Origin of the sequence: Haloarcula taiwanensis (assembly GCA_002844335.1) — an archaeon.
GTDB classification, from domain to species: domain Archaea; phylum Halobacteriota; class Halobacteria; order Halobacteriales; family Haloarculaceae; genus Haloarcula; species Haloarcula taiwanensis.
In genome coordinates this window covers 76,484-100,322 of record CP019157.1, presented here as the reverse complement: position 1 = coordinate 100,322, position 23,839 = coordinate 76,484, and the positions used below count along the sequence as shown (strand labels likewise).

The window sequence follows — 23,839 nt, the reverse complement described above, 5'->3', positions numbered from 1 at the left end:
GTTCAGACTGGACGGCGTTCTCAGTACTGACTAACTCTATTCACTTCCGTCTGAGTTCCTCCGCTGCGTCCGATTCTGATGTCGCGTTTATCGCTGCAACGACTTGCTCACGTCCTTCTGCTACCATCTCAGCATCGATCATTCCATTTTCATCCGGGTGGAACGGGCGTACATCAGTACCAAGCACGTACTCGAAGATATTTTTGTACGTAATCATCGCGTCCAGAGCGGACTCTAACCTGTGCGACATTTCTTCATCAACTGCACCAAACTCGGCTTCGTTGAATTCCTCAATTGCTTCCGTCGCCTCAGTCAAGCGGGCACCCATCGCAGCCAACTGGTTGTCTAGTCGCTCAATATCCTCCGCTAGTTCCTCGATACGTTCAGTCGACCCCCCAGCTGGACTACCCTCCTTCGATGTGGACAACGATAGGGTGGAATTTTCCGTAACCTCATCAAGTGCTTCTCGCCCCTTCTCAGTGATTTCGCACGACCGTGGACCCCACCCCTTCTCAGTCATCGATGCACCGTAGCTCTTGATGTAGCCTAGTTGGTCTTCAGTGAACCCACGAGAGTTACCAGCATCACTCTCTGAGTTGAGTCGATACTTCACCTGGGACTTCGATAGCGATGTGTTGTCTGTGATAACAGTCACCGTGGCAGGCGCTTCTCCGAGCTCCGTTCCGTCGTACTCGTCCGGGTTGTCAGAGACATCTCTGACGATAGTTAGAAACTCGATATCTTCGATGCTTAGCTCGGACTCAGTACTCTCGGCCATCTTCTTGCCCCCTTGTTATAATCTTAGGGTGTTATATTTTACCCTATCCTAATAGGATAGCCTAACGCTATTACATCCTGTCCTAATACCTGTCCTAATATTATACTATTCCTGTCCTAATAGTGCCATAATTTTAGGATTCCCTGTCCTAACTTCTGTTGTAAAATTAGCCTACCCCTGTCCTAACCCCTGTCATAGAATTAGCTTACCCCTATCCTAAACCCTACCATAATTATCATACATCCTGTCCTAATAGATGTCCTAATCTTAGGATATTATAACTCTATTCAGCACCGTACCGCAATTAATAGTGGGCACACCCCCCATGAGGTAGCGACGAAAGTGAGGTCACAAGGGGGACGAGTGACCAAGAACTCGCAGCGAAGCCAGTGTGCCCATCGTGTGCGACGAGGGGTGTAGAACTATACACGAAATCTGATAGATAGGGTATGTTGAGAGCGTCGACGACGAGTCCCACACCCGCACACGCGCACATGGCTTCCCATGTGGCGATACACACGAAGTCCATGTCCTGAGTACAAGAGACATCGAGCCACGTCGAGAGCACTCCGAACATCGAGAGCGCGATGAACACATCAGGCCCACTTCGTCTCGAAGAAGGACGCCGTCATGGGGACACGCAGGCGTCATCGCTTCGATAGGCCAGCCTGTCCAGGTGACGGAATGTGCGGTATCCAGAGTGGGACAAGCCATACCCGAATTGTGGCGTTAGAAATCGTGAGCAGTAACTCAGCGGAATCTGGCGGATCACAAACGGACTTTTTTGTAGTCACATACTCTAATATTGAATGAGGACGCAGGACACTCCCTTGCCTTTGTGGCGGGGACTGACCTGGTAAGCATGTGCGGTCACAGCGTACGTATGCTGACGTCCGGCGGTTCATTTCCGTTACAACCCATCAGCAGGTAGTCCCGTACAACATCAGATTGCAACCGATTTGCGAGTGACTGGAGTGGTTGACTGCCCCAGACATCATCTGTTGAGGGGCGGCGTCCTTCGATCCATGCAGTCGCACGGTCGTACCTTTGTTGAGGCTGTCAACAATCGCGGGAACGAAGACTGTATAACGTACAGGGAGGATCGTCTGAGACATTCCAAGAATGATCACCTCTCTGGAGATCATAACCGATCCCCCAATGCCGGCTTCAGGGAGTTGGCTTCTGATGTATCCTCGGTATTCTGACAACGGCTCACGAGTTACGAGAGCAAGTCTTCCAGGTCTTCAGCACTGAGTGCATTCTTTTCTGCTAAGTAGTCTTCAACACTCTCAACATCGTCCATAGATGTCGCCACAGAAAGGAAAGAATCAGCCAGTGGATCGTATGTCGCTAATTCCGACTGGCTATACTCGTGCTTATCGTCGATATAGAGCACAAAGATGAGGTGATACGTTGCGTTGCCTTCTGGAATATTTTCGACGATCTTCGTGTAGAGTCGGCACTGGTCTCCTGCTGTAAGAAGGTCAAGACTACCTATCGTTTCGTGTCTGAATTGACTGGGGAGATTAGCGCTCGCAGCGATGTCCAAGAGCCTGCTCAGTATCTGCTGCTGTTTGCTCCCATCCAGAGATTGGAGGTTTGAAAGAGTCTCCTCTGCAAAAATGACATATGTTTCTTCATCAGACAACGGAACTCGGCTCACAGAGCGAACAGAGACTTAGAATTTCAGAACGTCTTCGATATCCGACTTGCTGGCAGTATCCCCATTGATGATATCGTCCATCCCATCAAGTAGCCCAATGGGCACTTGGGGGAAATCGGAGTCACCATCTGCCTTTCGTGACGGCGAAGGCGACGGCGTCTCCTCATCCAGTTCGGTCATATATGTATACATATAATCCTCAGCTAAATAAGTAGTGGTGGTGGTAGTCCTCCGGCTTTGGTATTGCTGACTGCCTGCCACTAGGGACGCGTAACTCGGGCAGGCAACAGCTGGTCCGTCTGAATACTGCTTTCTCAGACAAGTCGCTGACCGGTCAGTACAGTGAGAGCAAGTTGCGTCAAGTTGTGTTGTTCGGGTCAAGCGCGTAGTAGACGACAGTCATTGAGACGCCCATCGCGATCGGGCCGAAACTTCCATCCCCCGGCAGCAAGCTTCTAACAGCGAATACGGCCGCCGCGGAGATGAGGCCGACGAGCAGAGCGTACGAGAGGCGCGAGAGGCCCCGTACTCGGTTGTCCAGTCTACGGTACAGATGTTGGAGGGCATCCATACGCCCGAATACCGTCAGCGGAGGGATACCTCTTTTTGTTAAACACGCACACTTACTGAGCTGCCAGTCCAGCATCGATGGTGCTGAAATTAACCGTCTTGTGAACTGTTCTTCGACACTCCCCCTGACTAACCAACACTGGGCCGCTTCTACCACCGACTGTTGGTTAGCGAGCTACCACTCCCGGAAGTACAAGGGGGTTTACATACCAGTCACCCATCAACTACGGATACACACTCGCGCCGTCATGGGACCTGCCTCTAACAGGTCCCGGCGCGGGGTCGCAAACTGTCAGGAGTGGTCTCGGAAACCATCGCAACCCATGCCAAACAGCTACGCAAGTCGTCAAAAGGATAGAGTATTGCTGTCGCGCTCAGGCCGTCGCCACGACGTGTAAGCGTGTCATAGAATCGGTCTCACGCAATTGGGCCACTCATCGTCTATCATCATGAGGAATACCACGCGGGATTCCATTTCTTCAGAACTACTGTTACAGCCGTCGCACAGCTAACACTCACGAGGAGAATGATAATAGAGTTGGTCAACCGCTGTATACCAGTCATGTTGGTCCGATACCAAGCAAACACTGCGACAGTTATGCCGATAACTGTGATACTCACGATCTCATCTCTGCTCAAGTTGCGTATCAAGCTGGCAATGGAGGACATGCACGGAAATTGCACAGTTCAGGATGAATAAGCTATTGAACCCAATTAGTATCAACCAGTGGCCAAAACATCATTCCCTTGGCCGGCTGTGAACAGTTCTATGACACGCTGCGTGTTGGTGCTCGTTCTGGACGGGCGTCGGCTGGAGCGTCAACCCAGCCAGCGCCAGCTCCTGGAGGACTTCAGGTGAGTCGCCGTCGGTCTCCCAAAGCGCGGCGTCGAGAAACAGCAAGTCCTGAGTCAATCGATTGTGGTAGCCTGGTCAGTACTGCTGGCTTGGTCCAAATCAGCAATCGCTCCAGCCATGCCGAGAAGCATCAGTCCGTACCCAGCAAACCCCGCCGGGACTGATGCCTGGAGAAGTAGTGAGCCAGTGAATGCTCCAAGGCCACCGATAATAGCTCCTCGTTTCCTTGTTGACCGAGTGGGACTCCCACGGGAAAGAGACACCCACTGCTGCTTATGTGCTAACATCATTGACGTTACCGCCCCATAGAGTGGGAGAAGCGAAAGCATGATCAAGTGGTCCGCTGTGGCGAATGCTACTGCAAGCGCCGTCACTGCGAGTCCAACGCCTACTGAGATGATGTATCGGAGGGCAGGGCGCATACACGAAATTTCCGCGTTGTTTAGATCCGCAATTGAGTCTTTTTGTGCATCGATCCTCCCGATTGATGGGATGCCGCTGGACTTGCCTGTCGCCGACAGTTTCACAGTCCCGGTGGAGGTCTCTGCGGCATCGATACCAGGCCCAGCATTGAGGACGCCAAGGTCCTCAGCAACCTGTGCGCCATTATTCTCGATTGTCAGGCTGATTGGACTGTCTTCGTCGTTTAGCCCCAGGAGATCGTCCAGATAGTCTCCGTCGCCATCCTCGTCAAGGGACCAATCCATTACTGCCATCCCGGCAATCGTCTGGATGAGGGACCGCCGCGTGGTGTCGATACTACCGTCTACTGGATTGTTTGATTTTGACATGAGAAGCTCCGAGGTTTTGACCGACAGTCGCAGTTTTAAAACGAGTTAACAGCGTCCCTGATAAGCGTAAATAAGCGCCTCAGCGCCGTCTTCTTCGAGTGGGACAGTGTCGACGAGTTCGAACGAACTCATGTTGACCTGTCCAACAATGTTTGATTGCTCGTACTCGAACGGTCGAGTGAGATTTGCAGTTCTGGGCGGCTCAGTACCAACAACGAGAGCATCAAACGTTGGCTCACCATCCGGACCAGTGACGGTCCACGACTGTCCGATGTCCCCGTAGTGACCCCCCTGAACAACGATTCCACGTTCTACAGCTGCGAACGATGCTTTCGCAGGACGGACCTGAAGTTTGCCACCCCACGTATGGACGTGTTCAAGCCAAACCTCGTCGCAGCCCTGGGCATCGAGGGCCTGGGCGACAGCGCGGCCCTCGGTAGGTTGTTGCGCACCGAATCCAGCGAATGCGGGTTGTGCGACCATCGTCGTTATCACACAGGCGACGAGCAGGCCGCTTCCGAGTCGGCGTGCGGAGCGGGTTGTTGTGAACTCCGTCTCACGGAGCGCATACACGGTCAGTAGCAGGCAGGCGAACGCTATCAAGTCGGTCGCACGACCCGCAGCACGGAAAATCGAGATGCCAGGAATCTGGTAGATCGCCCAGAACCCAGTCGCGAGCATCGCGCCGGTGACAGCGACACTGAGCATCGCAAGCGCCCATCGTCTATCGGCCCCACCGCGACTGTAGGCAGTCCAAATACCGAGCCCAGCAAACGCCAGCATCGGAATCCCAACTGTTGCATAGCCAGCACCAATTAAATGGCCCGGCACAACTGGAAGAACTGGATGCAATCCGGAGATGACGAGTGCTTGCTGTACTAAATCAAGCGAGTGGGATACCGGCGGGCGTTTTGAGGCGTTCAGCAGCGATGGAATGATAGTTATGACATGTGGGAGCCCAACCAGCGAGCCGAGCGCAACACCCGACCCGAACCGCCATGCCCTGGTCGCTACTATCAACAGACCAGCGAACACGCTAAGGTAGAACGTGTAGTACATCCCGCCCGCCAGGAACGCTGCGCCGATGCCAATGCCTGCGACAACTCCAGCTCGTCGGGAATCTGTGTTTAGGTATCTCGGTAATAACTGATGGACGACGAGTACAGCCCACGGAAACGCGAACAGCTTCTCCAGCTGCCCGCCGGAGTAATGCGGCCAAGCGATAAACAGCCAAACGAGGGCATACGGAGCTGCATGAGCTATCTCCAGATCGCGGCGCGCGCACCAATACGCCACAACCGGAATTGCTGCCAGATGTGCACCTGCCACCACCTCCAACGCGAGATCCAACGGTATTTGCGGGATATACATCGGCAGGGCCGGAGGGTAAAACCCTTTGAACATCGGGTTTGCCCAAATTGGACGACCACCGAACCACGGAGCAGTTAGTGGGAGTTCCCCCGCCGACAGTGCCCTTCGAATGTGTATGGAGGGTATGAGATTGGAAAATACCGGCTCTGTTGAAATCCTCAGCGTATGATACTTCACCGCTGAACCAGTAATTCGGTTCGAGTGCGTCTATTCCACCAAAGGATCGTGGGAATGTCACTCCGAAGACGCCGCGTCATTACACGCACCAGTGCCATCAGTCGTCGAGAACAGCGGAATATCCGACTCAGTTAAGCGTTTGTAAATAGATCACATCAGGCCCTAAATCAGTCGTATATACCAATAATCCTGCTTTCAGTCTGTGTTAGGGGAACTGTTTTGCTTCCTCGTATCCTCACACACACGCATGGCCGAAGAACCCGACACAGATGAGCAAGCCACGTCCGACGCGTCCGCGTCACCCGAAAAGCAGCTACCACCGCCGAGCATTTTGGAGATCGAACCGGTGTACCAAGCGTTGGGACACTCTCGACGGCGTTACCTGTGCTACACCCTCTTGGAAGACACTGAATGGTCGCTGACCGAGCTGGCGACGAAAATCGCCGCGTGGGAGCACGACGTTCCCGAACACGCCGTCACAGAAGCCCAGCGCGAAGAGGTGTACGTCTCGCTCTACCACGCTCACGTCCCGAAGCTAGTTGATGAAGGCGTCATCACGTTCGATGAGACGACGGAAACGATTACGACCGCTGAACACGCCGAGCAGGTCATAGCCGCGCTCGAAGGGATGGGTGCCAGCCTTGACTCGAATCAAGAAACGCACGCACGGAGTGAGATGGATGAGCGATGAGACTAACGGTGGAATAATAAGCGACGACGACCCGACCAGTGGTGCCGATACACACTGGACGCAAGTAACACAGCGTCTCTATGAGCCCGACGGACTGGGTGAACTCACGACAGCAATCGTCTACGCCATTGCAGAGGCCGAAGGCGTCTCCCCGAGCGAGGTGAAGTCGCCACCGCTGTACGAATGTGTGGACGCGGCGGCGCTTGAAGACACGTTCTTCGGGCCTGACGTGACCGGACGGTCACGTCAGGGCGTCGGCTCCGTCAAGTTTCACTACACTGATTACCTCGTCAAAGTCCGCAGCGATGGATGGATTCAGGTGTATGAACCGACCGAAACAGAACTTTCGTAGACCATCGTTCCGGCGATAGGATGTCACTGTCGGTCGGCTACTCGGTCTCACTGTGTTGATCATCTCTGTTAGTCGTCTGATAGTGAACGTTCAGAGTGCCTTGTCGATGTTGTGAGTGAGACAGCCGATAACGAGTTCACGGAACTGCTTCCACCAAAGCTGTGAGCGGACGAATGCGCCATATTTCCGTTTGAGCCGAGAGTTCACCGTCTCGTTTTGACTCCGTTGGCCGTAGAGATCGGCGTCCAATCGGGCGTTCCACGCCTTGTGAAGCGACGAAAACTCGCGGTGCTTGATGAGCGGTCGAACACCAGTCTCACGGGCAAATGCGCGAACCTTCTGGTCGTCGTATCCCTTGTCGCCAAGGAGAACCGCTACTTTCCCGGTATTCCGCTCGATGAGCGACGGCGCAATCTTTGAGTCGTGCTTTCGTGTCGTCGTCACGTGTACGTCGATAATCGCGTTCGACCTCGTGTCTACGAGAAGCGTGACTTTCAGTTGTCGAATGGTCAACTTCGTTCGCTTTGTGTAGTGTTTCGAGGCGTGACTCCGGTCGAAACCAGAGGCATCGATACCAACGACACCGTTGGTCGGAAGGAGTGTGACCGAGAGATTGAGCAGGACACGCCAAACTGCCATATCGAGCCGATTGAACGCCTTACAGAGCGTTGATGGTGACGGGACTTCCTCAAGATCGATGGCGTTTCGAATCCGAGGCATCTCGATGAGTTCTTCAAGAAGCGTCCGGTATGTCGTATTCTTCCGCACCTTGAGACAGAGCAAGACAATGTGTTGGTGAAGTGTGTACCGGCGTTTCGAGAACTTCGATGAGTAGCGAGCGATAGCTCGACGAGCCAAGTGCACCGCTTGCTCAACGAACTGGAGCAATCGTGACTTTGGGAGAGCCTGCATTCGTTCAAACTACTGGTCGAACCTGTAACTCCCTGAGGATTTCAACAGAGCCAAAATACCTCATTCCCGAATGCATAACCTGACTTGAAGAAGGCATCCCTGACGAGAAAGAGTGGGAAAGCCGCTAGTAGGGCAGTGGCAACAGCATCTTTAGGAGAGATAGTCGAACCCTGCGTGAGGTATGTTTTGATTGGGTTCAAATTCATTGCCACATTATTATCTAGTTCCCGTTATAAACGTATCACCCGCCGACTGGTGATCCACGCCGACTAGTCGTCTTCCTTCTCCCGGACGTGTTTGATAAACTGTATAAGCGACCCCAGCGAGTCCTGACTCGGGTCGTGCCAGAGCCGATCGGCGTGCTCGACGTAGCCTTCGATGTTCGTCACCGACAATCCGTCGCCGTCGCCGTCCTGACTACTCCGGTACCGATCCCAGAGGTAGTTGTGGATACACTGCTCGTAGATCTCTTCGCTAAACGATGCGATGCCCGTTCCTGTTGGCTCGCCGTAGTTGATGTAGCCCGTCTCCTCGTTGTACCGGCGGCGGAGCCGGTGTTGTCGGTTCTCGATGGTCCGGCCGCCAGACTCCTGCTGTTTGGGGAGGTGGAAGCACGGATCGGTGAGCTCGACGATCTTGTTGCTCCGATGCATCGCGTCGAGATTGCTGCCCTTTCCCAGCGGCTCCTCGTCGAAAATCAGCGCAAAGTGTGGGGCGAAACCACGGTTGGGGGTGTCACGGAGCGTTGCCGTGCAGATCGGCTGGACGAACTCTAACACGTACCTGCGCGCGAGGTGTTCGGCTTCGTCGGTGCCAGCCTCTTCGCTGTGGCCGCCGTCCTCATCGTCAAGACCGTCGACGTCTTCGCCCCAGAAGTTCTTTCTGGACCCCAGGGCGGGACGGTCGTCTACCTGACCGCTGGAGCGGTCGCTGGATGTTGGTGCATGGCTCATGTTTGTGGATAGAAACGGCTGTTCGAACTCGCCGACTTGTTCCTGTCGCGGGCCCGGCGCGAAGCCGTTCGATAGCCGGCGACAGTGTATCCCTTTCGGGACCCTGACGGCGAGCGAAACCCTCTCGGGTATCCGACCGCCGGAGCGAGGACCGCTCCGGGGTCGCAGTTACACTTTCCTACTCAAGCAACTAGCTTAAACCTGACGACAGTCGAGTAAGATATCCTTACTTATTCTCTGGATGCCTGTGATTCACTCGGATATTCACCTGTAGCTCTGGCAACTTCTAATTTTTTCATCCGTTGCCAGTCGTCAATCACAGCTCGCAGTAAGTTGCGTTTACCCCCCTCCGCAGAGGCAGGGAATTTATTTTGCATCTCCTCGAAGAGTCCCTGAGGGATATCGCCCTCAAGGTGGACGGTCTCATCATCCATGCCCGTCCGTTTTCTGGCGGTCTGAAATAAGCGTGCGGGAGTTTATCTGCGCTCACCACGGCGATCTTGAAGTGTCTCAGCCCACAATTCCCGTAGGTTAGTCTGGCTACCAGACGCTGTGTACAACATCGAGAGCACTGATATCAGCAACACGACTGTGATTAGAGTCCAAGACCAATGCGTAAGGATGGGTTGTGCGGCCCCTTCTGACAATCGCATATCTTGGCCGATGAAATTCGGCATTTTGTATACAGGCATCAGGGCTAAATACGCCAGCGGGCGGATCGAGAGTGTTCCTGCAATAATAGCTACGTGAGTTCGTAACCGATCTGGACCTATCGCAGCGCAATACCCAAGACCCAGCAAGACAGGCAACCATCGATAGATCGGAGCATACGGGTAAACCAATACTGCGGGTATCATGGGTATCACCAGCGCCAGTTCTGGGACGGTAAACTCTCCCCGAATGGCCCAAATTGCAGCTGCTACCGTGGTTACCGGGAATAATTGAAGACCCAGTGTTGTTGATTCTCCGATGAAGTAACTAACCAGAGACTGAGCAGAAAAGGTTGTAATCGGACGATCTTTGAACAAAAATGGGTGTGAGGTGTCCAGGGCTGCTGTAATGCTCTCTGGAGCCATCCAAAATAGGAGGCCGGCAGTCAAGCAGGTGATCGGAAGCGCGCCCAAGATGATTTCCCGGTAGTGCGACCGATAGCGAATGAGCAACACGAGTGCCGCTATTGCCGGATAGATTTTCAGCGATGTCGCAACCGCGGCCGATGCACCGGCAAGGGCCCACCGTTCGTTGTGGACAGCGACGAGCATACTAACCACCGCTAATGCGACCAGAGCGTCAGACTGTCCGAAGAACCCTGTATAGTATATTGTAATAGGAGTCCCCAGCACTAACAGTGCCCAGTGACGCCGATCAATATCTGTCGGGAGGTACACAATAGTAACCAGAGCGCCGACGAATAATGTCTTGAGCGCAAATATAGACAGGTAATTTGGTGGTGTAATCAGATGACCCAGCAGTTGTATCGGGGACAAAACTACGGCAAAAAGCACGTATGGAAGAGGGGCATATGCTGAGTGTGGCAAGGAATATACCGGCGTCCCGGATGTCACAGCTCCAGCTGCCGATAAAAATGCCCCCACATCTGTATCCCCATAAAAGAAACTCCCTCCGAGAATCATCGCCAAAGCGTATGTACCCACGGCGACATCGAAAGCAGACAGATTATCTACACTCAGACGATCGGTAAAACGAGTGAGACCGCGGCCCACACTGTCCAATAATTTGTTTTCACCATCCATATGGATGGCATGGATAAGCAACTGGAAAAGACCAGCGACACTGCCAGTTTATATTATGCCGTCGCGACGACGATCGCCACGTCAGCCTGCGAGGGCTTGGGTCGCAACGTCAGCCCGACGAGTGCCAACTCGCGGAGCACCGCCGGCGGGATGCCCTCCGAGTGTAGCGCCGCGTCAAGCGTCTAGCGGTCGTATTGACTTTCGCTTGGCGGGAGCACGTCGACACCGGCCGTCTCGTGAGTCACTGCAAGCGTTCGGGCCGCCCGGCGGACCTTCCGGCGGTGTTCGGCGGTACAGTTGCTCATTGCTCGTACCCAGCCACGAGGTCGCCGACGAGCGAGCCGCCGACATTTATCAGGACCTTCACGACATCTTTGCCAGAAAACGTACCCAGAGCCATTTACTGCATGAACTCGGGCAGTTCGCCATCTCCGGTCGTGTTATCTTCGGGGTCAACCCCCAACTCTCGGAGTTCTTCGTCGGTGGGTTCGTGGCCGCGTTCGCCCTTGTAGCCCGCGACCGCATCGTCAAGCATTTCCAGAGCGTCCTGACGAGTCTCGCCCTGTGTAGTGACGCCGGTTTCGACATCCGTGATTACCCACGAGTCTCCCTCGCGCCACATCCGAATTTCGTCCTCATGGACATCTCCATCGCGCGTCGAACTGGCCATATCTTTAGTTGCTGTATGAGTGGCATAAGCGTTCGGCCAACACAGAGGGAATGGGGGGTGAGACAACGGGAATCGGTCGCCGTGGTGTTGGGAGGTGGTGGTAACGACCGATTGCCCGCGCGGCAGTCCGGATGCCCTGATAATAAAAGCAGGTTATTCGGTTCGGTCAGGCCGTCGCCACGACGTGCTGATGCTCGTTCTGCGTAGACGTCGGCTGCAACGTTAATCCGGCCAGTGCCAGCTCCCGAAAGACCTCAGGTGGGACGCCCTCAGCCGCCTGAAGCGCGGCGTCAAGAAACAGAGACCCAGAGCCAGTCGTTCATGGCAGTTTAGCCAATACAGGCGGTAGAGTCAGCAAAACAGACCCACCCTCCGGAGATGCTTGCTGAGGCCGCTGTTAACCGCGAATCTGATGGATAGCCGATAGAGAGGGCGGAATTCCGTATTAAGATGCAACTGAAATTTGACCGATATTTGGATTTATTATATCACGGGGATGAGAATCAAATATGTCTCAGGATATACCGACAAGGGTAGTGGTAGGAGTCGGGGCTATCGGGGTTTTAGCAGGATTTCTCCTACTTATCCAGGTGCCAGCCGCCAATCAATATCATGAAACGACACTTTCAGCCACTGGAATAGGTGTTTTGCTCGTTCTGTTTGGTATTCAAACTCTTGCTGAGTCACGGTGGTAGTTTTCTCCGTGTAAGACCCGCACTGTGTATCTTGCACGGATATTAGAACATCTCCTATGACTGTCAGGATAGCAGAGATCAATATACACACCTACTGACCAGCCAATTCACCAGCGATAGTTCGGCAATCAGCCGCTGTGTGGACTGTGCTACGATACCCCCTTCGACTAACCAACACAAGGCTACCATCGCCACCGTGTGTTGGTTAGTGAATCGCGCGGAGGTACAAACTATCATTATTTCATCTCATTCACACCAACCAGAGTGCCACCCAAGCAACGAATCAAATGGTCAAACTACTATACCGGTGCCGAACGTGATGGTCGGTGTCAAAATCGATAGAAGCAGGCGTTACCGCTGCTCCGCCAGTCCAGAATCGTTTTGATTTCCGACACAAGTGTGGCTAGCATGCCCTATTCAGTGTCCCCGCGTCGGTTAGCTGTTGGAACTATTGGCGGGTCCCTCTGCTCACTCGTAGCGACTATCGGTACGATTGTAACGTATGAGCAGTCAGCCTCCGGCGGAACAAGCGTAGCTGGCCTCTTTTTTGGCGTGTTTTTGATTGTCGGACTACTGGGCCTTGGAAGCGGTGGGCTGTTAGCCGCACATACGCACTGGGGACAGTCTGGAACGTGGGCACGGCGTTTGCTATGCGCGGGGGCCGGTGCTGGAGCCGTGGCTTCAGCGGTTCTAATTTTCTGGACGGTGCTTCGGATCCTCCCGGCAACTCTATCCCTCGATCAACTGCTTCCACCACTGGGTGGTCCCCTGCTTGTGATTATCCTGCTGGCAGCAGTGGCGACAGTCCTCTGTGTGGTGCTGGGGCTTCTGGCACAAACCGTACAGATACTCACTGACAGTACTGGATATACGTGAATGGGCTACCGTCGGTCTGGACACTAATGAAATCTTATTACAAGCGGACAGAATCGTCCAGAAGAGGTGACCGAACAGCCTTCTACAAACTTCACTGGACAAGCAACCGTTGAACGCAGGACCGCTCACTCGTTTGCGAGCGCTGCGTAGATCTCTGCGTGACGACATCCATCGAGCTTCCACATTTCAAGCGTACTCTCACGGCGTTCGGCGGCGCTTTCGACCGCCTGATATCGCTCGTACAATTGACGGACTTCCTCGTCGACCATCACACGCCCGGCTTTTGCATGCGCCTCGTTAACCTGTGGAGGTTGACTCTCTCTTTTGGGGCCGAATACGACTGCCCAGACTGCGACTATTACAAGACGGACTAACGACGGGGCCTCAGTCTTATTTTGAGCATCTTCAGGAAGCACACGACTACGATCAGTCGGAAGCACACAGCATCCTGAACGGCTAACAACCAGCCAGGGCTCTACGAACTCTTCTCCCGATCGAATTATTCGTCAGTACGTTATATATGGATGGGAGAACTCATCCAGACGTTAGACCTAGCCGAACAGGTTTGTGAAGTAATCAACACCGTCGTAGAAGTGTATCGCCTCATACGCAACAAGCGGGAGGAGGACCACGTTCGTTACTCAATGAGGTGAGCCGACCAAGTCCATCAGGGTGGTTTGTCTCACGGGTTACTTCTAAAGGGGACAAGGCAGCATCTGCCAAACGACTTCGGATCACAACTCCGCCAGTTCTTCAGGAATTATAGAATGGTGCCGAAAGAAATCCGGCGGTTTTCGCGTCGCTGATGCTTATCGGCCTCGGATAGTCTTTCATTCAGTCCAATGGGTACTGGACATGGGTGGCTGGGCCACATAGACGATCACCGCTCCAAGTGTCCCGAGTGGCCGGCCTTCCGTGCCATATTGTCCGGACCACACGGGATTAAGCGTTATGTTCCGGACCATGTGGCGGGGAAAACATTATCAACCCCCACCGGCTTCTAGGAAATATGAGCAATCGCGCACGGAACGACTCTGGGAAGTACACGGACAAACTGACCGAACAAGACGTGCTGAAGGCGTTCGACTACGAAACCACGCCGGAAGAGCCCATGCTGACTGCCACCGAGATCACCGACGCGCTGGCCGAACACTTCGATATCGAAGTCAGCAGCCAGACGGTTCGCCGTCGGCTGGGAGAGATGGAAGATGCGGGTATCGTCGCAAGCAAGAAGTTCGGTGCCTCTGCTGTGGGTTGGACCGCGCTCGTCGGGCCGCGGCTCGCCGACGACGTGGCTGCCGAGGCCGACCGCCGGCTCGAAGAAGAGGAATTTGTCAGTCTCGACGAGGTCTGAGGTCACATGGCAGATGTGTTGTTGGCCGAATCGGCCACCGACGAGTTAGCGTCGTTCCAACCAGATATGGAACAACGTATCCGCGACAAACTGAAGCAAGCCGGCGAGAACCCAGACCACTACCTCGAACGGCTACAAGGACGAAAAACCTTCAAATTAAAAATCGGCCGCGAATACCGGGCCGAAATCGACTGGGACAAAAACGAATCCGTCCTTCGTGTTCTCCGAATCGGCCACCGCGACGGCTTCTACGATTCTTAGCTGTCGTCCGGCGGGCCTTCTTGGACACGTTGGCTGACTTGCATTACTTCATCGTCCGAGAGGTTTTCAGCCAACAGTCGCTCTCCAAGTGCTGTAATCGCGTAGCGACTACTCTTCTTGTCTTCAAGTTCAACGAGGCCCGCATGTATCAAATTCGGCAAGCGTCTGTGGATTGTCGATTTGGCTATTTCAGTGTCGTATCTAACACGGAGGTTGTACCGAATTGTTCCGGGTTTGACGGCAATCCCGCTATCTGCCAGAAGTTGCAGTATGGACCTGTCACTTTCAGTCAGGCCAAACACGGGACGCATTCACCCCGATTAACGACTGTACATTGTATAGTTTCTCCGGGATTCGGAATTAACTGCCCCATACTGTCCGACATATTTGGGTCTAAGCTGTTTAACACAGGTCCTACTATCTGGACCCACAGTTATAAGTTATCAGGACAGGGTATTGTGAGATATGGCAGTAAGGGCGGATTTCGCCGGCACAAAACGTGTTGGCGACCGCGTCAACCCCGCGGCCGCCTGCTGCCGAACCGCACTATGAAGAACACGCCACACCCGCAAAAAACAATCGACCCTTCAGAGCCGAATAGAACGCTTACTGCCCCTATCCAGTTCCTAAACGGAGGGATGGCGGGATGCTGAAACGCCTCCTCTCCAGCGACCATGAGCCGGAGCCGCCGGCAGTGAGCGTCCCATTCGACGCCCTGCTGGATGTCGCCCAGTCCGAACGCCGACGCCAGTGCCTCCGAGCGGTGAACGAACACGGCCAACTGGAACTCACCGACCTCGCGGAGATCGTCGCCGCTGCGGAAGTCAACACTACCCGCGAACATCTCGAGTCACAACAACGCAAGCGCGTGTACGTGTCGTTATATCAGACGCACATCCCGAAACTGGACGACACCGGACTGGTGCGCTGGTCCCAGGCCAACGGCACAGTCTGTGCGACCACCGAGACGGAGCCGGCCGTCGACGCCCTGGATGACCTCGCCGACCGCACGACAGGAGGTGACTGCTGAGATGGCCATCGAGAAACGCGGGAGCGCGGTCATCACCACGGGGTGTCCGTTCTGTGACAGCGACATCGACCCCCAGCAGAGCCTTGCGAAGCATCTCGACACCGACTGTCCAGAGTACGGAGGGAGCCAATCATGACCACCGGCCACGGCAACTACTACGACGTAGACGGTCGGCGCTCGCTCAACGAGCGCTGGCCGAACGCCGACGGGGTGGCCGTTGTTGGCGGCCCTGTCCGCGAGCTCAAGACTGACGGCGGGAGCGCCGCTGCAACTGATGCAGACATCGAGACGATCCTCGACGAACTCGAAGCGTTCGAAGACGTCAGCCTCCGTGAGGCGGACCCAGACACACTCAGCCGGTACTGGGACGCCCAGGACCGGTTGATCGACGCTATCGACGCCGAGTTGGACGAGGACACTCTCTCAGAGGCGACCCACATCTGGTGGAATGACCAGGCGGAGTTCCATCTCTACTGTAGTTCTCACTATCACCCGATTGCCAGCGAGCAGTGGACCGGCTTCACTGAGGTGACCGACCCACAGGCGGTGAAACAGGCCGCACGAGACCGCCTCGAAAGTGGGGTCCCGTGCGAAAAGTGCCACAGTGAAGCTCTGTTCGAACGACGTGACGAACTCCTTACGGAGCGTGGTCTGGCATGACCGGCAGCGCCCAGTCCACGAAAGGCTCTCGTGTCGGCACCGACGTGCCAACAGCGATCCGCCGCGGTGGCGCGACCAACCCGATGCAGAAGCTCGACCGAGAGGGGACCCTCACCTCGTATCGCGGCCACGCCGTCGGATTCGAGTGCCAGGACTGTGGCAACGTCCAGTGGTTCGTCACCGACCAGTTCCGGATCACGGCGGACTGCCACGAGTGTGGCCTGGGAAGTTGCTTCGAGTTTGACTTCGAACTCGCCCGGTCGGCGACGCGGGGAGGTGCGTCTGAGTGACCCGCCTCGAACTCGTCGAGAAACCAGACACGCCGGAGAGCTTCACCGAGACAATCGAGCACTACGGTGCTGCGATTCCCCACGAGGGCGAACTCGTCACCTGGGACACAGACCACTACCGCGTGACTGAGGTCCAGCATCGTATCCAGCTGGGGACCATCGTCGTCCACCTTCGACCACGCGACCAGGAGGGCGACGATGGCGAATGAGTCCGACGCTACTGTCGACCGTGTCGTCGAGGTCGCCGATCTCGTTGCCGACGACGCAGACACCGACGCCGAGGCGGTGTTGCTCGATGCGCTCGGGCGAGTGCGCAAGCGGGGGTGGGCCGATGAGTAGAGCCAGCCAGGGCGGGCCGGCCAAACGCAAGGCACGCCATGACGAACCCGCCGACGTCGGCACGCCTGTGATGGTCGACCGACTCAGCGGCGATTCGCTGCGTGGGATCGTTCGCGAGCGCTACACCTACGACGAGCATGCTGCCCAAGCACGCGTGCTTGTCGAATCGTCCGAGATGATGGTCAACGTCGCTACTGACCGTGTCAGTATCGCTCGCGGGTCAAACGCCGATGTCGTTCGCAGTCTTGTCGAGGCTGATACCAATGTCTGACGCTGCTGGCGGTTCTAACTCACCGCACGTGCAAGTCGCAGGACAGAGAAGACACTACGAGAACACAACGCACCTGAGAAGGGGCCACCGTTCCCAGTTCGAGCCGACTACCAACAGTGCGATTGCTCCCAATCGCGGCGTGCTGAGTGAAACGTTCGAGGGCATCGTCCACGACACAGTCAGCGGTCCACACACGGGAGGTGCCCAATGAGCGTCGACAGCTCTCCACCTACTGCCGACGAACTGCCCGAGAGTCCGAACGGCCTTCGGGATGTTGTTGCCGACCTCATCGAAGAGGTTTCACAACTACGAACAGAGAACGAACACCTTCGTGAGCGCGTTGACGAACTCGAAACGGAGGTTGCCGAGCAAGAGTCCATCGAGTATCGGGGTGATGCAAAGCAGATCGAGAACCTGTTTGTCGGCGGCGTGCCGGTCGGCAACAGCATCGCCTCAAACAAGACGGGCCGGAAAACTCTCAACCGCTTGGTGTTCGGGAATCCAGAGCCCGACATCGAGAAAAGCGACATCGAGCCGTTCGTCGAGGAGTACGGGACGGTGAAAGAGTCGGTTACGAACGCTCAGCCAACTGCTGAGAATCAGGGCGCCTCGGAGAAGAGCCGGGGGAATATGCTCCCGCTGCACCGGATGATGGTTGATCTGAACTCCGGCGCCGACGCATCGCTCAGCAAGTCACAGAAACGTGCCGCGGCGCTGTACGAGCGGTTCGTGAATAAGGCCAGCGGCGAGACGAACCAGAACGTCACGCCAGACGGCCAGAAGTTCACGATGAACACTGAACAGGCTGTGGAGGTGCTTGAAGACGAAGGCCTGCTGGATGGCGTCAAGCCACAGTCCTATTCCAAGACAGCCGGGCGTGTCATGCGCGATGTCCAGCGGTTCACGATCGTCGATGGTGACGGCCACAAGGACTGCGTTGACATCGACAAGTGCTCCGACCATGGACTGATCAACTTCCGCTCCGGGAAACCACATACCCTGACCGTTCCAAAGCGGAAAATGAAAGCTAGCGTCCACAATGCAGACACTGCTGACGCCGATGTCAGAACCGACAGTGAAAGCGAGAACAAACAGAAGACAGCCGAAGAGCCGACAGACACGATGGACTTGGATCAGCTGAATCAGGCAACGGCGGTGAACGCGGATGACTGAGACGCGTTCTGACAGTGTTGTCAGCACGCTCGCGAGTAGCGTGTCAGATGGAGGTGGTCGACAAGAGCGGTAACGAATTCCCCACTAGACCCCTACAATAAAATCCACACGAATGTGGTGCGTAACTTACGCTTGTTCTCGTTTCGTTAGAGTGACGTGAAACGACTTCCCTTTTCCTTCCCTCTATGAGGTGTAGGAAAAGAAGTCTGAGAACGAACGATTCTATCTGACATCCTCTTTCATCGCCTTCTGACAACACTGTCAGATAGTCCGTCAAGACAGTGGTGCCTGAAAGTCCACAGTCACGGCCATAACTAACCAACATTTCTCCCAACTGACGCCGGATGTTGGTTAGCGTGAGGGTATTGACTTCGAGATGGGACAGCGTGACCCCGGGGAGAGACACACCACTCTTTCACGTGAAGCCGGGAAAGGGTGGAGACCCTGTAGAATTCGAGCAACCAGTCATCTACCACGAAGCGGCTAAAAATGGGAGTTCCAAGACCGTTACCACCAGAATCGGGATTCTGGCCAACTAGACTAATGTCAACGCTTTAGATGAAACAGTGGACTGTTGTTCTAGTAACTACTCTACTCTAGTTCTTCACTCGAAACAGTGGTGTGTGTGAGTGGCTTCACTTGAAACAGATGCAGAGGTGGTTTTATATACCCCTCTTGTGAAAGATTCCCTATGCGTCGGTTCGAGCGGAAGCAAAACATCTTCCGGAACAAAGACGCCCTGGGGGAGTCCTACCAACCGGAACGGATTGAGGAGCGGGATGAAGAAATTGAGGAGTATATGAACGCTCTCCAGCCGGTAATCGATGGGTGGGAACCAAACAACATCTTTCTCTACGGCAATACGGGTGTCGGGAAAACAGCCGTCACCGACTACCTTCTTGACCGACTCCAGGACGACGTCGCTGCGTACGATGATATCGATCTCTCCATTATTTCGCTCAATTGCAAGACGCTCAACTCCTCGTATCAGGTCGCTGTGGAACTCGTCAATGAACTCCGTCCATCCGGTGGCGAAATCAGTACGACCGGGTATCCACAGCAAACCGTGTTTAAAAAGCTCTATCAGGAGCTTGAGGCCATCGGTGGGACCATTCTCATCGTCCTTGATGAAGTCGATTCCATTGGCGACCGAGATGAGCTGCTCTATGAGCTTCCTCGGGCCAGGGCCAATGGGAATCTCGACTCGGCAAAGGTCGGCGTTATTGGCATCAGCAACGATTTCAAATTTCGTGACCAGCTCGACCCTCGTGTCCAGGACACTCTCTGTGAGCGAGAACTCCAGTTCCCGCCATACGATGCCACAGAACTGAAAAACATTCTCGAATCACGAGTTGAGGTCGCTGTCACGGATGGGTCAATCGATACTGGTGTGTTGCAGTTGTGTGCAGCTCTCGCCGCCAGGGACAGTGGCAGTGCTCGGCAGGCGCTTGATCTCCTTCGGTTAGGTGGAGAAATCGCGGAAAACCGGGAAGCTGAGATGATCAAAGAAGCGCACATCGAAGATGCTCGCTCACAACTCGAACAAGAGCGGGTCGAAGAAGGAATGCGCGAGTTGACGACGCATGGCCGCCTTGCACTATTGGCAGTGATTTCGAAAGCAGCCAAAGAGGAAACGCCCTGTCGGACGCGTGACCTCTACGAGGAGTATCGCTCACTCTGTGAGTCCTCTGAAACCGATGCGCTCGGCCAGCGGTCGCTCCATAACCACCTGTCAGACCTTCGGATGTTAGGTATCCTCTCAGCGCACGAAAACCGGAGCGGTTCTCGGGGGAACTACTACAATTACGAGCTTGATGTTCCGTTTACGAGCGCCATTGAGGCGATGTCTGATGTCCTTCATCTCACAACGGAAATCGATACAATCCGTGACATTGCCGCTATGAACAACGTTGGATGACGGGGGACTCCACCCTTTCATGTGAAGGTACGTAGTGGGCGGGGCAACGCGCTTCACTTGAAAGAGTGGTGTGTCTGACGGACGCTGTTTCACTTGCAAGCGTGGTGTGGTCACCAGTGATCCCTTCACTTGAAAGAGTGGTGTGTCCGGCGGTAGGCGTTTCACATGTAACGGTGGTGTGTCCGCTCCAGAATTGGCTCTTGCCACAATCCAGGGTCTCGTCGTCTTCACCGCCGCGCAATGGCGACGTCCTCGAAGGACGTGACGCTCCCTGAGCGAGAACTTCGGCAGGAGGTGTTCGACGACGAAATCTCGAGACCAATGATGCATGAAGTGATGCAAGACGCCGCTGAGCACTTCGGGATCGGGACTGGCAAACCAGACAAACAACAGGTGCTGCGCCTGAATCTGACCGAACTCGAAGTCGAACACTCCGATATGGGTCAGACGATTCGACACTTCGCGAACGCCGATGGCGACTCGAAACTCGCTGATAGCGGCGAGACGACGCTGGGCTCCTATGGTGGCGGTCAGCAACCATCGGCGATGACTGATGGAGGGACTGTCGCGGACTGACTAGCCCAACTGGACCGCTCTCAGTACGCCTGCGGGCACGACATCCGCCCGTCTGTTAGCTTCAGCTATGTCGTTCGGAGATGATCTGTGCGTGGCTCATACACCTCGCCCTTCTGTTTGAGCTTGTCAATTTCGTGTTCAGCCTTCGGCTTATCCATTCCAACTCTTCTGGCATGCCGAATAACCTGCTGAACCGGTGCTCCCCCATCAAATTCATCCTCTAAATCTGCAATTATCCCCTTAATATTCTGAATCCGTTCCCGCTGTGGGCCTCCTCCGCCAACGACATCCTCCCCGATGATGAATTGACGGGGGTGGAGCAGACTAACATCAACGTCATCTACGACAACGTCGTCAACGATTTCTGTGATTTCTTCGTCGTATAGACTAACCACCATCTGCGCATTATCTTCGTCTGCTTTTGCGTCAACATCGATTGTCACTGAGTCAGGCAATTCCTCTGTGAGTGTCTCTTCCAGCTGTTCCTCGGCTTGTTGACTGAGTTCTTTAGCCCGGCGCTCGTGCTCAGCACTGTTCTTAAGATGGTCGGCGGCCTCTTCGACAAGTTCGACAGCAGACTGAGAATCGTCGTCTGACATATTTGCATAAAAACTCGCTTAGAACTTGATAATTTGCAAACCGAAGTTACCAGCTACCAGCAATTGAGTCTATCAACCGGACAAGGTCTATGTAGACCGAAGACCCCCTCCTTCTGGCTTATACACCTTCCCTCGCTGCTTTACATTCTTCAGGGCCTGCTTGACTTCTGTCTCTGATAAGCCGGCCTCTATCCCAGCCGCAAGCAGTTTCTCCGGGCTGGCACCTTGATCGGATGTTTCTAATTCCTTGATCATCGACAGTACCAATTCCTCATTTGATGCATCCTCTACTTCACCCGAAACTATTGTCTCGGCGTCTAACTCTCCACTATCAATCACTGCTCCAGTGTCTTCCAGTGAAGCCTCCATCACCTCAATCGCCCGCTCAGCATCCGCCTCCTCGGCCATGTCGGCTAGCCGGACTCGAGCACTGGCCTCTGTCAGTCGGATTAACGACTCAAGCGTTTGTTCGGTGACCGCTAGTGGCCCTGGCTCATCAGATTGTTCTTTTCGAACTTCGACATAGAATTCAGTCAGCCGCTCTTTTGCAGCATCGGTGATTGCTGGGAAGCAATGCTGGCGCGCGAAGACAGCATACTGACGCAGTTGTTTGGCCTCGACCGGTGGAGCGAACTCATCCGGGGCGGGAAAACTGGCTGTTTCTGACTTTGGCTCCGGAGGCGTGCCGTGCTCATGCTCCATCCCGATGGCCCCTTCAGCTGCTCGAGCCACGTCGATTAGATGGTCGGCGACATCTGCATCATCGACGTCGTCATCGGTGATTGTAAAGACCAGATCAAACTGCGAAACCAACTCGGGAGTGAGGCCGATTTGCTGTCTAAGGGGTTGATACTGATCGAAGCCACCTGACGATGGTGTTCCGGCTGCTAATACAGCAGTGTTTGCACGCAACGATTGTGTCTGGGACGCCTTCGAGACTTGTACTTCTTGTGCGTCCATCGTCCGGCCCAGTGCCGCGAGTGCATCGTTGGACAACGCGCCTGCTTCATGCAGTCCCAATAGTCCGTGGTCAGCCATGACCATCGCCCCAGCTTTCAGCGTCCAAGGATCGTCGCCTGGAGCATCCGAGGAGGGTGTGGCTGCGGCAGTTAATCCTGCAGATGTCGTCTCCGTACCACTGATCGAAACTGCTCGTGGGGCTACACTGGCTCCTTGTTCTACGAGCCGGTCAACCGTCCCATTCGATGGGCCAAGGAGCAGCGTATGGATATTGCCTCGCGACTGTGCACCATCGGGGAATTCCTTGTCTATCCCTCCGAACAGTTGCAGCAGAATACCCAACTTGATCGTCTCGTTGTCGTGAACTGATGGTGCGATGCTGTCGATAAGTTGCTCGTATATATCAGGCTCTGCTGACTGTGAGACAATCTCCTCTCTCGTGTCATCACTGAACGTCACTTCAGCGTACGGATCTGTGTCTGCCTCCAGACTCAGGCCGTCAATATACAGATCGAACCGCGACGACTGTTGCCGGCCATCAGACTGTTGATCCAGTTTCAGAATACCATTAACTGTGACCTGCTCTCCAGCCGTTACCGTTCCTGCTATATCATCTTCAATGTACACATCCACGTACTGTGGGTCCTCACCTCCACGCAACCCTGCGTAGTTTTCCTGTATGCGTAGCTGCTGTCCATCGATGAACTGTGACTGATTCGTATTCAGTCGGAACGGCCCCTGTCGCTCACACCCCTGACACTCATGTGGCTCTTGGAATTCACTGTGTACCTGTGGAATCCGAGTTAGTGTCCCACACCGCTGACACTCAAATGCTGCTTCAATGACTATCGGACGGACATCGGTCGCTCCTCGAACAGTCCCCTGTATCGCGATGAGATTCCCGTGATGTTCGTGGCGTAAATCACGTATTGGCTCCGTATTGGGGAGATTACGAACCCGGACGTGGGCCTGCCCTAATGACACCTCGACCGGTAACTCGTACAGTCGAAGCGCCTCTTCGGCATATTCCTGTACCTGTTCGGGCTTAGTGCGATAATCATCTGCCAAGTCCGGATCAAATTGCTGGAGTTCTTTCCAGTCAACATACAGCGATTTCTGGTCATTGGGATACTGTTGTGCTAACTCGCCGATTTCATTCCGGTAGTACTCGCGGTAAAACTCTCGAAAACGATCAATAAGTTCTGTATTGCCCGCAGTGGCCATGTTTGATGCACAATAGGCTTACAAAAGAAGATTGGTAGTGGGGAGTGAAAGTAAAGCAAGTTAGGTAGAAGACTG

At 54.7% G+C, this 23,839-nt stretch carries 25 protein-coding genes and 2 pseudogenes; 13 read left to right on the top strand and 14 right to left on the bottom strand.

Annotated features, from left to right (window positions below):
* Positions 1–40 precede the first annotated feature (40 nt).
* From BVU17_18650 to BVU17_18630, 5 genes are all read right to left on the bottom strand, one after another.
* Positions 41–778, bottom strand: coding sequence for a hypothetical protein (locus BVU17_18650; protein AUG49590.1), 738 nt, complete (start codon positions 776–778; stop codon positions 41–43).
* Between the two features lie 1,219 nt (positions 779–1,997).
* A complete protein-coding gene (locus BVU17_18645) occupies positions 1,998–2,441 on the bottom strand; it encodes a hypothetical protein (protein ID AUG49589.1) in 444 nt (147 codons plus the stop codon).
* Between the two features lie 358 nt (positions 2,442–2,799).
* Entirely contained in the window at positions 2,800–3,012 is a 213-nt protein-coding gene (locus BVU17_18640; GenBank protein ID AUG49588.1) for a hypothetical protein, read from the bottom strand.
* Positions 3,013–3,920: 908 nt separating this feature from the next.
* On the bottom strand, positions 3,921–4,289 hold the full coding sequence (locus tag BVU17_18635; GenBank protein ID AUG49601.1) for a hypothetical protein: 369 nt from the start codon (positions 4,287–4,289) through the stop codon (positions 3,921–3,923).
* A gap of 414 nt (positions 4,290–4,703) precedes the next feature.
* On the bottom strand, positions 4,704–5,441 hold the full coding sequence (locus tag BVU17_18630) for a hypothetical protein (GenBank protein ID AUG49587.1): 738 nt from the start codon (positions 5,439–5,441) through the stop codon (positions 4,704–4,706).
* A 1,012-nt stretch (positions 5,442–6,453) separates the two neighbouring features.
* On the opposite strand from BVU17_18630, the gene BVU17_18625 reads away from it, so the two are divergent.
* Both BVU17_18625 and BVU17_18620 read left to right on the top strand, forming a co-directional pair.
* Entirely contained in the window at positions 6,454–6,897 is a 444-nt protein-coding gene (locus tag BVU17_18625) for a hypothetical protein (GenBank protein AUG49586.1), read from the top strand.
* Positions 6,898–7,012: 115 nt separating this feature from the next.
* Positions 7,013–7,249 carry a hypothetical protein gene (locus BVU17_18620; GenBank protein ID AUG49600.1) on the top strand — a complete coding sequence of 79 codons (237 nt, stop codon included), beginning with the start codon at positions 7,013–7,015 and terminating at the stop codon, positions 7,247–7,249.
* Between the two features lie 90 nt (positions 7,250–7,339).
* Here the strand turns inward: BVU17_18620 and BVU17_18615 are convergent, their stop codons facing one another.
* The 6 genes and pseudogenes from BVU17_18615 to BVU17_18590 all read right to left on the bottom strand — a co-directional run bounded on the left by BVU17_18615 (position 7,340) and on the right by BVU17_18590 (position 11,538).
* Positions 7,340–8,161, bottom strand: coding sequence for an IS5 family transposase (locus tag BVU17_18615; GenBank protein ID AUG49585.1), 822 nt, complete (start codon positions 8,159–8,161; stop codon positions 7,340–7,342).
* A 269-nt stretch (positions 8,162–8,430) separates the two neighbouring features.
* Positions 8,431–9,114: a hypothetical protein gene (locus BVU17_18610; GenBank protein AUG49584.1), complete on the bottom strand. Its 684-nt coding sequence runs from the start codon at positions 9,112–9,114 to the stop codon at positions 8,431–8,433.
* A gap of 230 nt (positions 9,115–9,344) precedes the next feature.
* Positions 9,345–9,548, bottom strand: coding sequence for a hypothetical protein (locus BVU17_18605; protein ID AUG49583.1), 204 nt, complete (start codon positions 9,546–9,548; stop codon positions 9,345–9,347).
* Between the two features lie 42 nt (positions 9,549–9,590).
* Complete coding sequence (locus BVU17_18600; protein AUG49582.1) at positions 9,591–10,868, bottom strand: hypothetical protein; 1,278 nt, start codon at positions 10,866–10,868, stop codon at positions 9,591–9,593.
* A 53-nt stretch (positions 10,869–10,921) separates the two neighbouring features.
* A pseudogene (locus BVU17_18595) lies at positions 10,922–11,173 on the bottom strand (hypothetical protein).
* Between the two features lie 95 nt (positions 11,174–11,268).
* Positions 11,269–11,538 (bottom strand): HicB family protein, encoded by a 270-nt coding sequence (locus tag BVU17_18590; protein ID AUG49581.1) that lies wholly within the window; start codon positions 11,536–11,538, stop codon positions 11,269–11,271.
* Between the two features lie 1,103 nt (positions 11,539–12,641).
* Here BVU17_18590 and BVU17_18585 point away from each other — a divergent pair.
* From BVU17_18585 to BVU17_18575, 3 genes are all read left to right on the top strand, one after another.
* The gene (locus tag BVU17_18585; GenBank protein AUG49580.1) at positions 12,642–13,109 is read left to right on the top strand and encodes a hypothetical protein; all 468 of its coding nucleotides are present in this window, start codon (positions 12,642–12,644) and stop codon (positions 13,107–13,109) included.
* Between the two features lie 1,009 nt (positions 13,110–14,118).
* Positions 14,119–14,463, top strand: a complete 345-nt coding sequence (locus BVU17_18580; protein AUG49579.1) for a hypothetical protein — start codon at positions 14,119–14,121, stop codon at positions 14,461–14,463.
* 6 nt (positions 14,464–14,469) lie between these two features.
* Positions 14,470–14,724 carry a hypothetical protein gene (locus BVU17_18575; GenBank protein AUG49578.1) on the top strand — a complete coding sequence of 85 codons (255 nt, stop codon included), beginning with the start codon at positions 14,470–14,472 and terminating at the stop codon, positions 14,722–14,724.
* Here the strand turns inward: BVU17_18575 and BVU17_18570 are convergent.
* Entirely contained in the window at positions 14,721–15,035 is a 315-nt protein-coding gene (locus BVU17_18570; protein ID AUG49577.1) for a hypothetical protein, read from the bottom strand. The two genes, BVU17_18575 and BVU17_18570, sit on opposite strands and share 4 nt — an antisense overlap.
* Positions 15,036–15,370: 335 nt before the next feature.
* Here BVU17_18570 and BVU17_18565 point away from each other — a divergent pair, with 335 nt between their 5' ends.
* From BVU17_18565 to BVU17_18530, 8 genes and pseudogenes are all read left to right on the top strand, one after another.
* Positions 15,371–15,754 carry a hypothetical protein gene (locus tag BVU17_18565; GenBank protein AUG49576.1) on the top strand — a complete coding sequence of 128 codons (384 nt, stop codon included), beginning with the start codon at positions 15,371–15,373 and terminating at the stop codon, positions 15,752–15,754.
* 132 nt (positions 15,755–15,886) lie between these two features.
* On the top strand, positions 15,887–16,414 hold the full coding sequence (locus BVU17_18560; protein ID AUG49575.1) for a hypothetical protein: 528 nt from the start codon (positions 15,887–15,889) through the stop codon (positions 16,412–16,414).
* Positions 16,411–16,704, top strand: a pseudogene (locus BVU17_18555) (hypothetical protein). Before BVU17_18560 ends, BVU17_18555 begins: the two are co-directional and overlap by 4 nt.
* Positions 16,701–16,913, top strand: coding sequence for a hypothetical protein (locus tag BVU17_18550; protein ID AUG49574.1), 213 nt, complete (start codon positions 16,701–16,703; stop codon positions 16,911–16,913). Before BVU17_18555 ends, BVU17_18550 begins: the two are co-directional and overlap by 4 nt.
* A gap of 122 nt (positions 16,914–17,035) precedes the next feature.
* Entirely contained in the window at positions 17,036–17,314 is a 279-nt protein-coding gene (locus BVU17_18545; GenBank protein ID AUG49573.1) for a hypothetical protein, read from the top strand.
* A gap of 207 nt (positions 17,315–17,521) precedes the next feature.
* Positions 17,522–18,487, top strand: coding sequence for a hypothetical protein (locus BVU17_18540; protein ID AUG49572.1), 966 nt, complete (start codon positions 17,522–17,524; stop codon positions 18,485–18,487).
* 691 nt (positions 18,488–19,178) lie between these two features.
* On the top strand, positions 19,179–20,405 hold the full coding sequence (locus tag BVU17_18535; protein AUG49571.1) for a cell division control protein Cdc6: 1,227 nt from the start codon (positions 19,179–19,181) through the stop codon (positions 20,403–20,405).
* Positions 20,406–20,645: 240 nt separating this feature from the next.
* Positions 20,646–20,981, top strand: coding sequence for a hypothetical protein (locus tag BVU17_18530; protein ID AUG49570.1), 336 nt, complete (start codon positions 20,646–20,648; stop codon positions 20,979–20,981).
* 65 nt (positions 20,982–21,046) lie between these two features.
* Here the strand turns inward: BVU17_18530 and BVU17_18525 are convergent, their stop codons facing one another.
* Together BVU17_18525 and BVU17_18520 are read right to left on the bottom strand one after the other, a co-directional pair.
* Positions 21,047–21,580 carry a hypothetical protein gene (locus BVU17_18525; GenBank protein AUG49569.1) on the bottom strand — a complete coding sequence of 178 codons (534 nt, stop codon included), beginning with the start codon at positions 21,578–21,580 and terminating at the stop codon, positions 21,047–21,049.
* Between the two features lie 87 nt (positions 21,581–21,667).
* Complete coding sequence (locus BVU17_18520; protein ID AUG49568.1) at positions 21,668–23,764, bottom strand: AAA family ATPase; 2,097 nt, start codon at positions 23,762–23,764, stop codon at positions 21,668–21,670.
* Between the last annotated feature and the right edge of the window lie 75 nt (positions 23,765–23,839).

What these genes read in the sequence shown, in the direction of transcription:
- BVU17_18650 (AUG49590.1), bottom strand. Translation starts at nt 778, where the DNA reads ATGGCCGAGAGTACTGAGTCCGAGCTAAGCATCGAAGATATCGAGTTT.
- BVU17_18640 (AUG49588.1), bottom strand. Translation starts at nt 3,012, where the DNA reads ATGGATGCCCTCCAACATCTGTACCGTAGACTGGACAACCGAGTACGG.
- BVU17_18635 (AUG49601.1), bottom strand. Translation starts at nt 4,289, where the DNA reads ATGCGCCCTGCCCTCCGATACATCATCTCAGTAGGCGTTGGACTCGCA.
- BVU17_18630 (AUG49587.1), bottom strand. Translation starts at nt 5,441, where the DNA reads ATGCTGGCGTTTGCTGGGCTCGGTATTTGGACTGCCTACAGTCGCGGT.
- BVU17_18625 (AUG49586.1), top strand. Translation starts at nt 6,454, where the DNA reads ATGGCCGAAGAACCCGACACAGATGAGCAAGCCACGTCCGACGCGTCC.
- BVU17_18615 (AUG49585.1), bottom strand. Translation starts at nt 8,161, where the DNA reads ATGCAGGCTCTCCCAAAGTCACGATTGCTCCAGTTCGTTGAGCAAGCG.
- BVU17_18610 (AUG49584.1), bottom strand. Translation starts at nt 9,114, where the DNA reads ATGAGCCATGCACCAACATCCAGCGACCGCTCCAGCGGTCAGGTAGAC.
- BVU17_18605 (AUG49583.1), bottom strand. Translation starts at nt 9,548, where the DNA reads ATGGATGATGAGACCGTCCACCTTGAGGGCGATATCCCTCAGGGACTC.
- BVU17_18600 (AUG49582.1), bottom strand. Translation starts at nt 10,868, where the DNA reads ATGGATGGTGAAAACAAATTATTGGACAGTGTGGGCCGCGGTCTCACT.
- BVU17_18590 (AUG49581.1), bottom strand. Translation starts at nt 11,538, where the DNA reads ATGGCCAGTTCGACGCGCGATGGAGATGTCCATGAGGACGAAATTCGG.
- BVU17_18585 (AUG49580.1), top strand. Translation starts at nt 12,642, where the DNA reads ATGCCCTATTCAGTGTCCCCGCGTCGGTTAGCTGTTGGAACTATTGGC.
- BVU17_18580 (AUG49579.1), top strand. Translation starts at nt 14,119, where the DNA reads ATGAGCAATCGCGCACGGAACGACTCTGGGAAGTACACGGACAAACTG.
- BVU17_18575 (AUG49578.1), top strand. Translation starts at nt 14,470, where the DNA reads ATGGCAGATGTGTTGTTGGCCGAATCGGCCACCGACGAGTTAGCGTCG.
- BVU17_18570 (AUG49577.1), bottom strand. Translation starts at nt 15,035, where the DNA reads ATGCGTCCCGTGTTTGGCCTGACTGAAAGTGACAGGTCCATACTGCAA.
- BVU17_18565 (AUG49576.1), top strand. Translation starts at nt 15,371, where the DNA reads ATGCTGAAACGCCTCCTCTCCAGCGACCATGAGCCGGAGCCGCCGGCA.
- BVU17_18560 (AUG49575.1), top strand. Translation starts at nt 15,887, where the DNA reads ATGACCACCGGCCACGGCAACTACTACGACGTAGACGGTCGGCGCTCG.
- BVU17_18545 (AUG49573.1), top strand. Translation starts at nt 17,036, where the DNA reads ATGAGTAGAGCCAGCCAGGGCGGGCCGGCCAAACGCAAGGCACGCCAT.
- BVU17_18540 (AUG49572.1), top strand. Translation starts at nt 17,522, where the DNA reads ATGAGCGTCGACAGCTCTCCACCTACTGCCGACGAACTGCCCGAGAGT.
- BVU17_18535 (AUG49571.1), top strand. Translation starts at nt 19,179, where the DNA reads ATGCGTCGGTTCGAGCGGAAGCAAAACATCTTCCGGAACAAAGACGCC.
- BVU17_18530 (AUG49570.1), top strand. Translation starts at nt 20,646, where the DNA reads ATGGCGACGTCCTCGAAGGACGTGACGCTCCCTGAGCGAGAACTTCGG.
- BVU17_18525 (AUG49569.1), bottom strand. Translation starts at nt 21,580, where the DNA reads ATGTCAGACGACGATTCTCAGTCTGCTGTCGAACTTGTCGAAGAGGCC.
- BVU17_18520 (AUG49568.1), bottom strand. Translation starts at nt 23,764, where the DNA reads ATGGCCACTGCGGGCAATACAGAACTTATTGATCGTTTTCGAGAGTTT.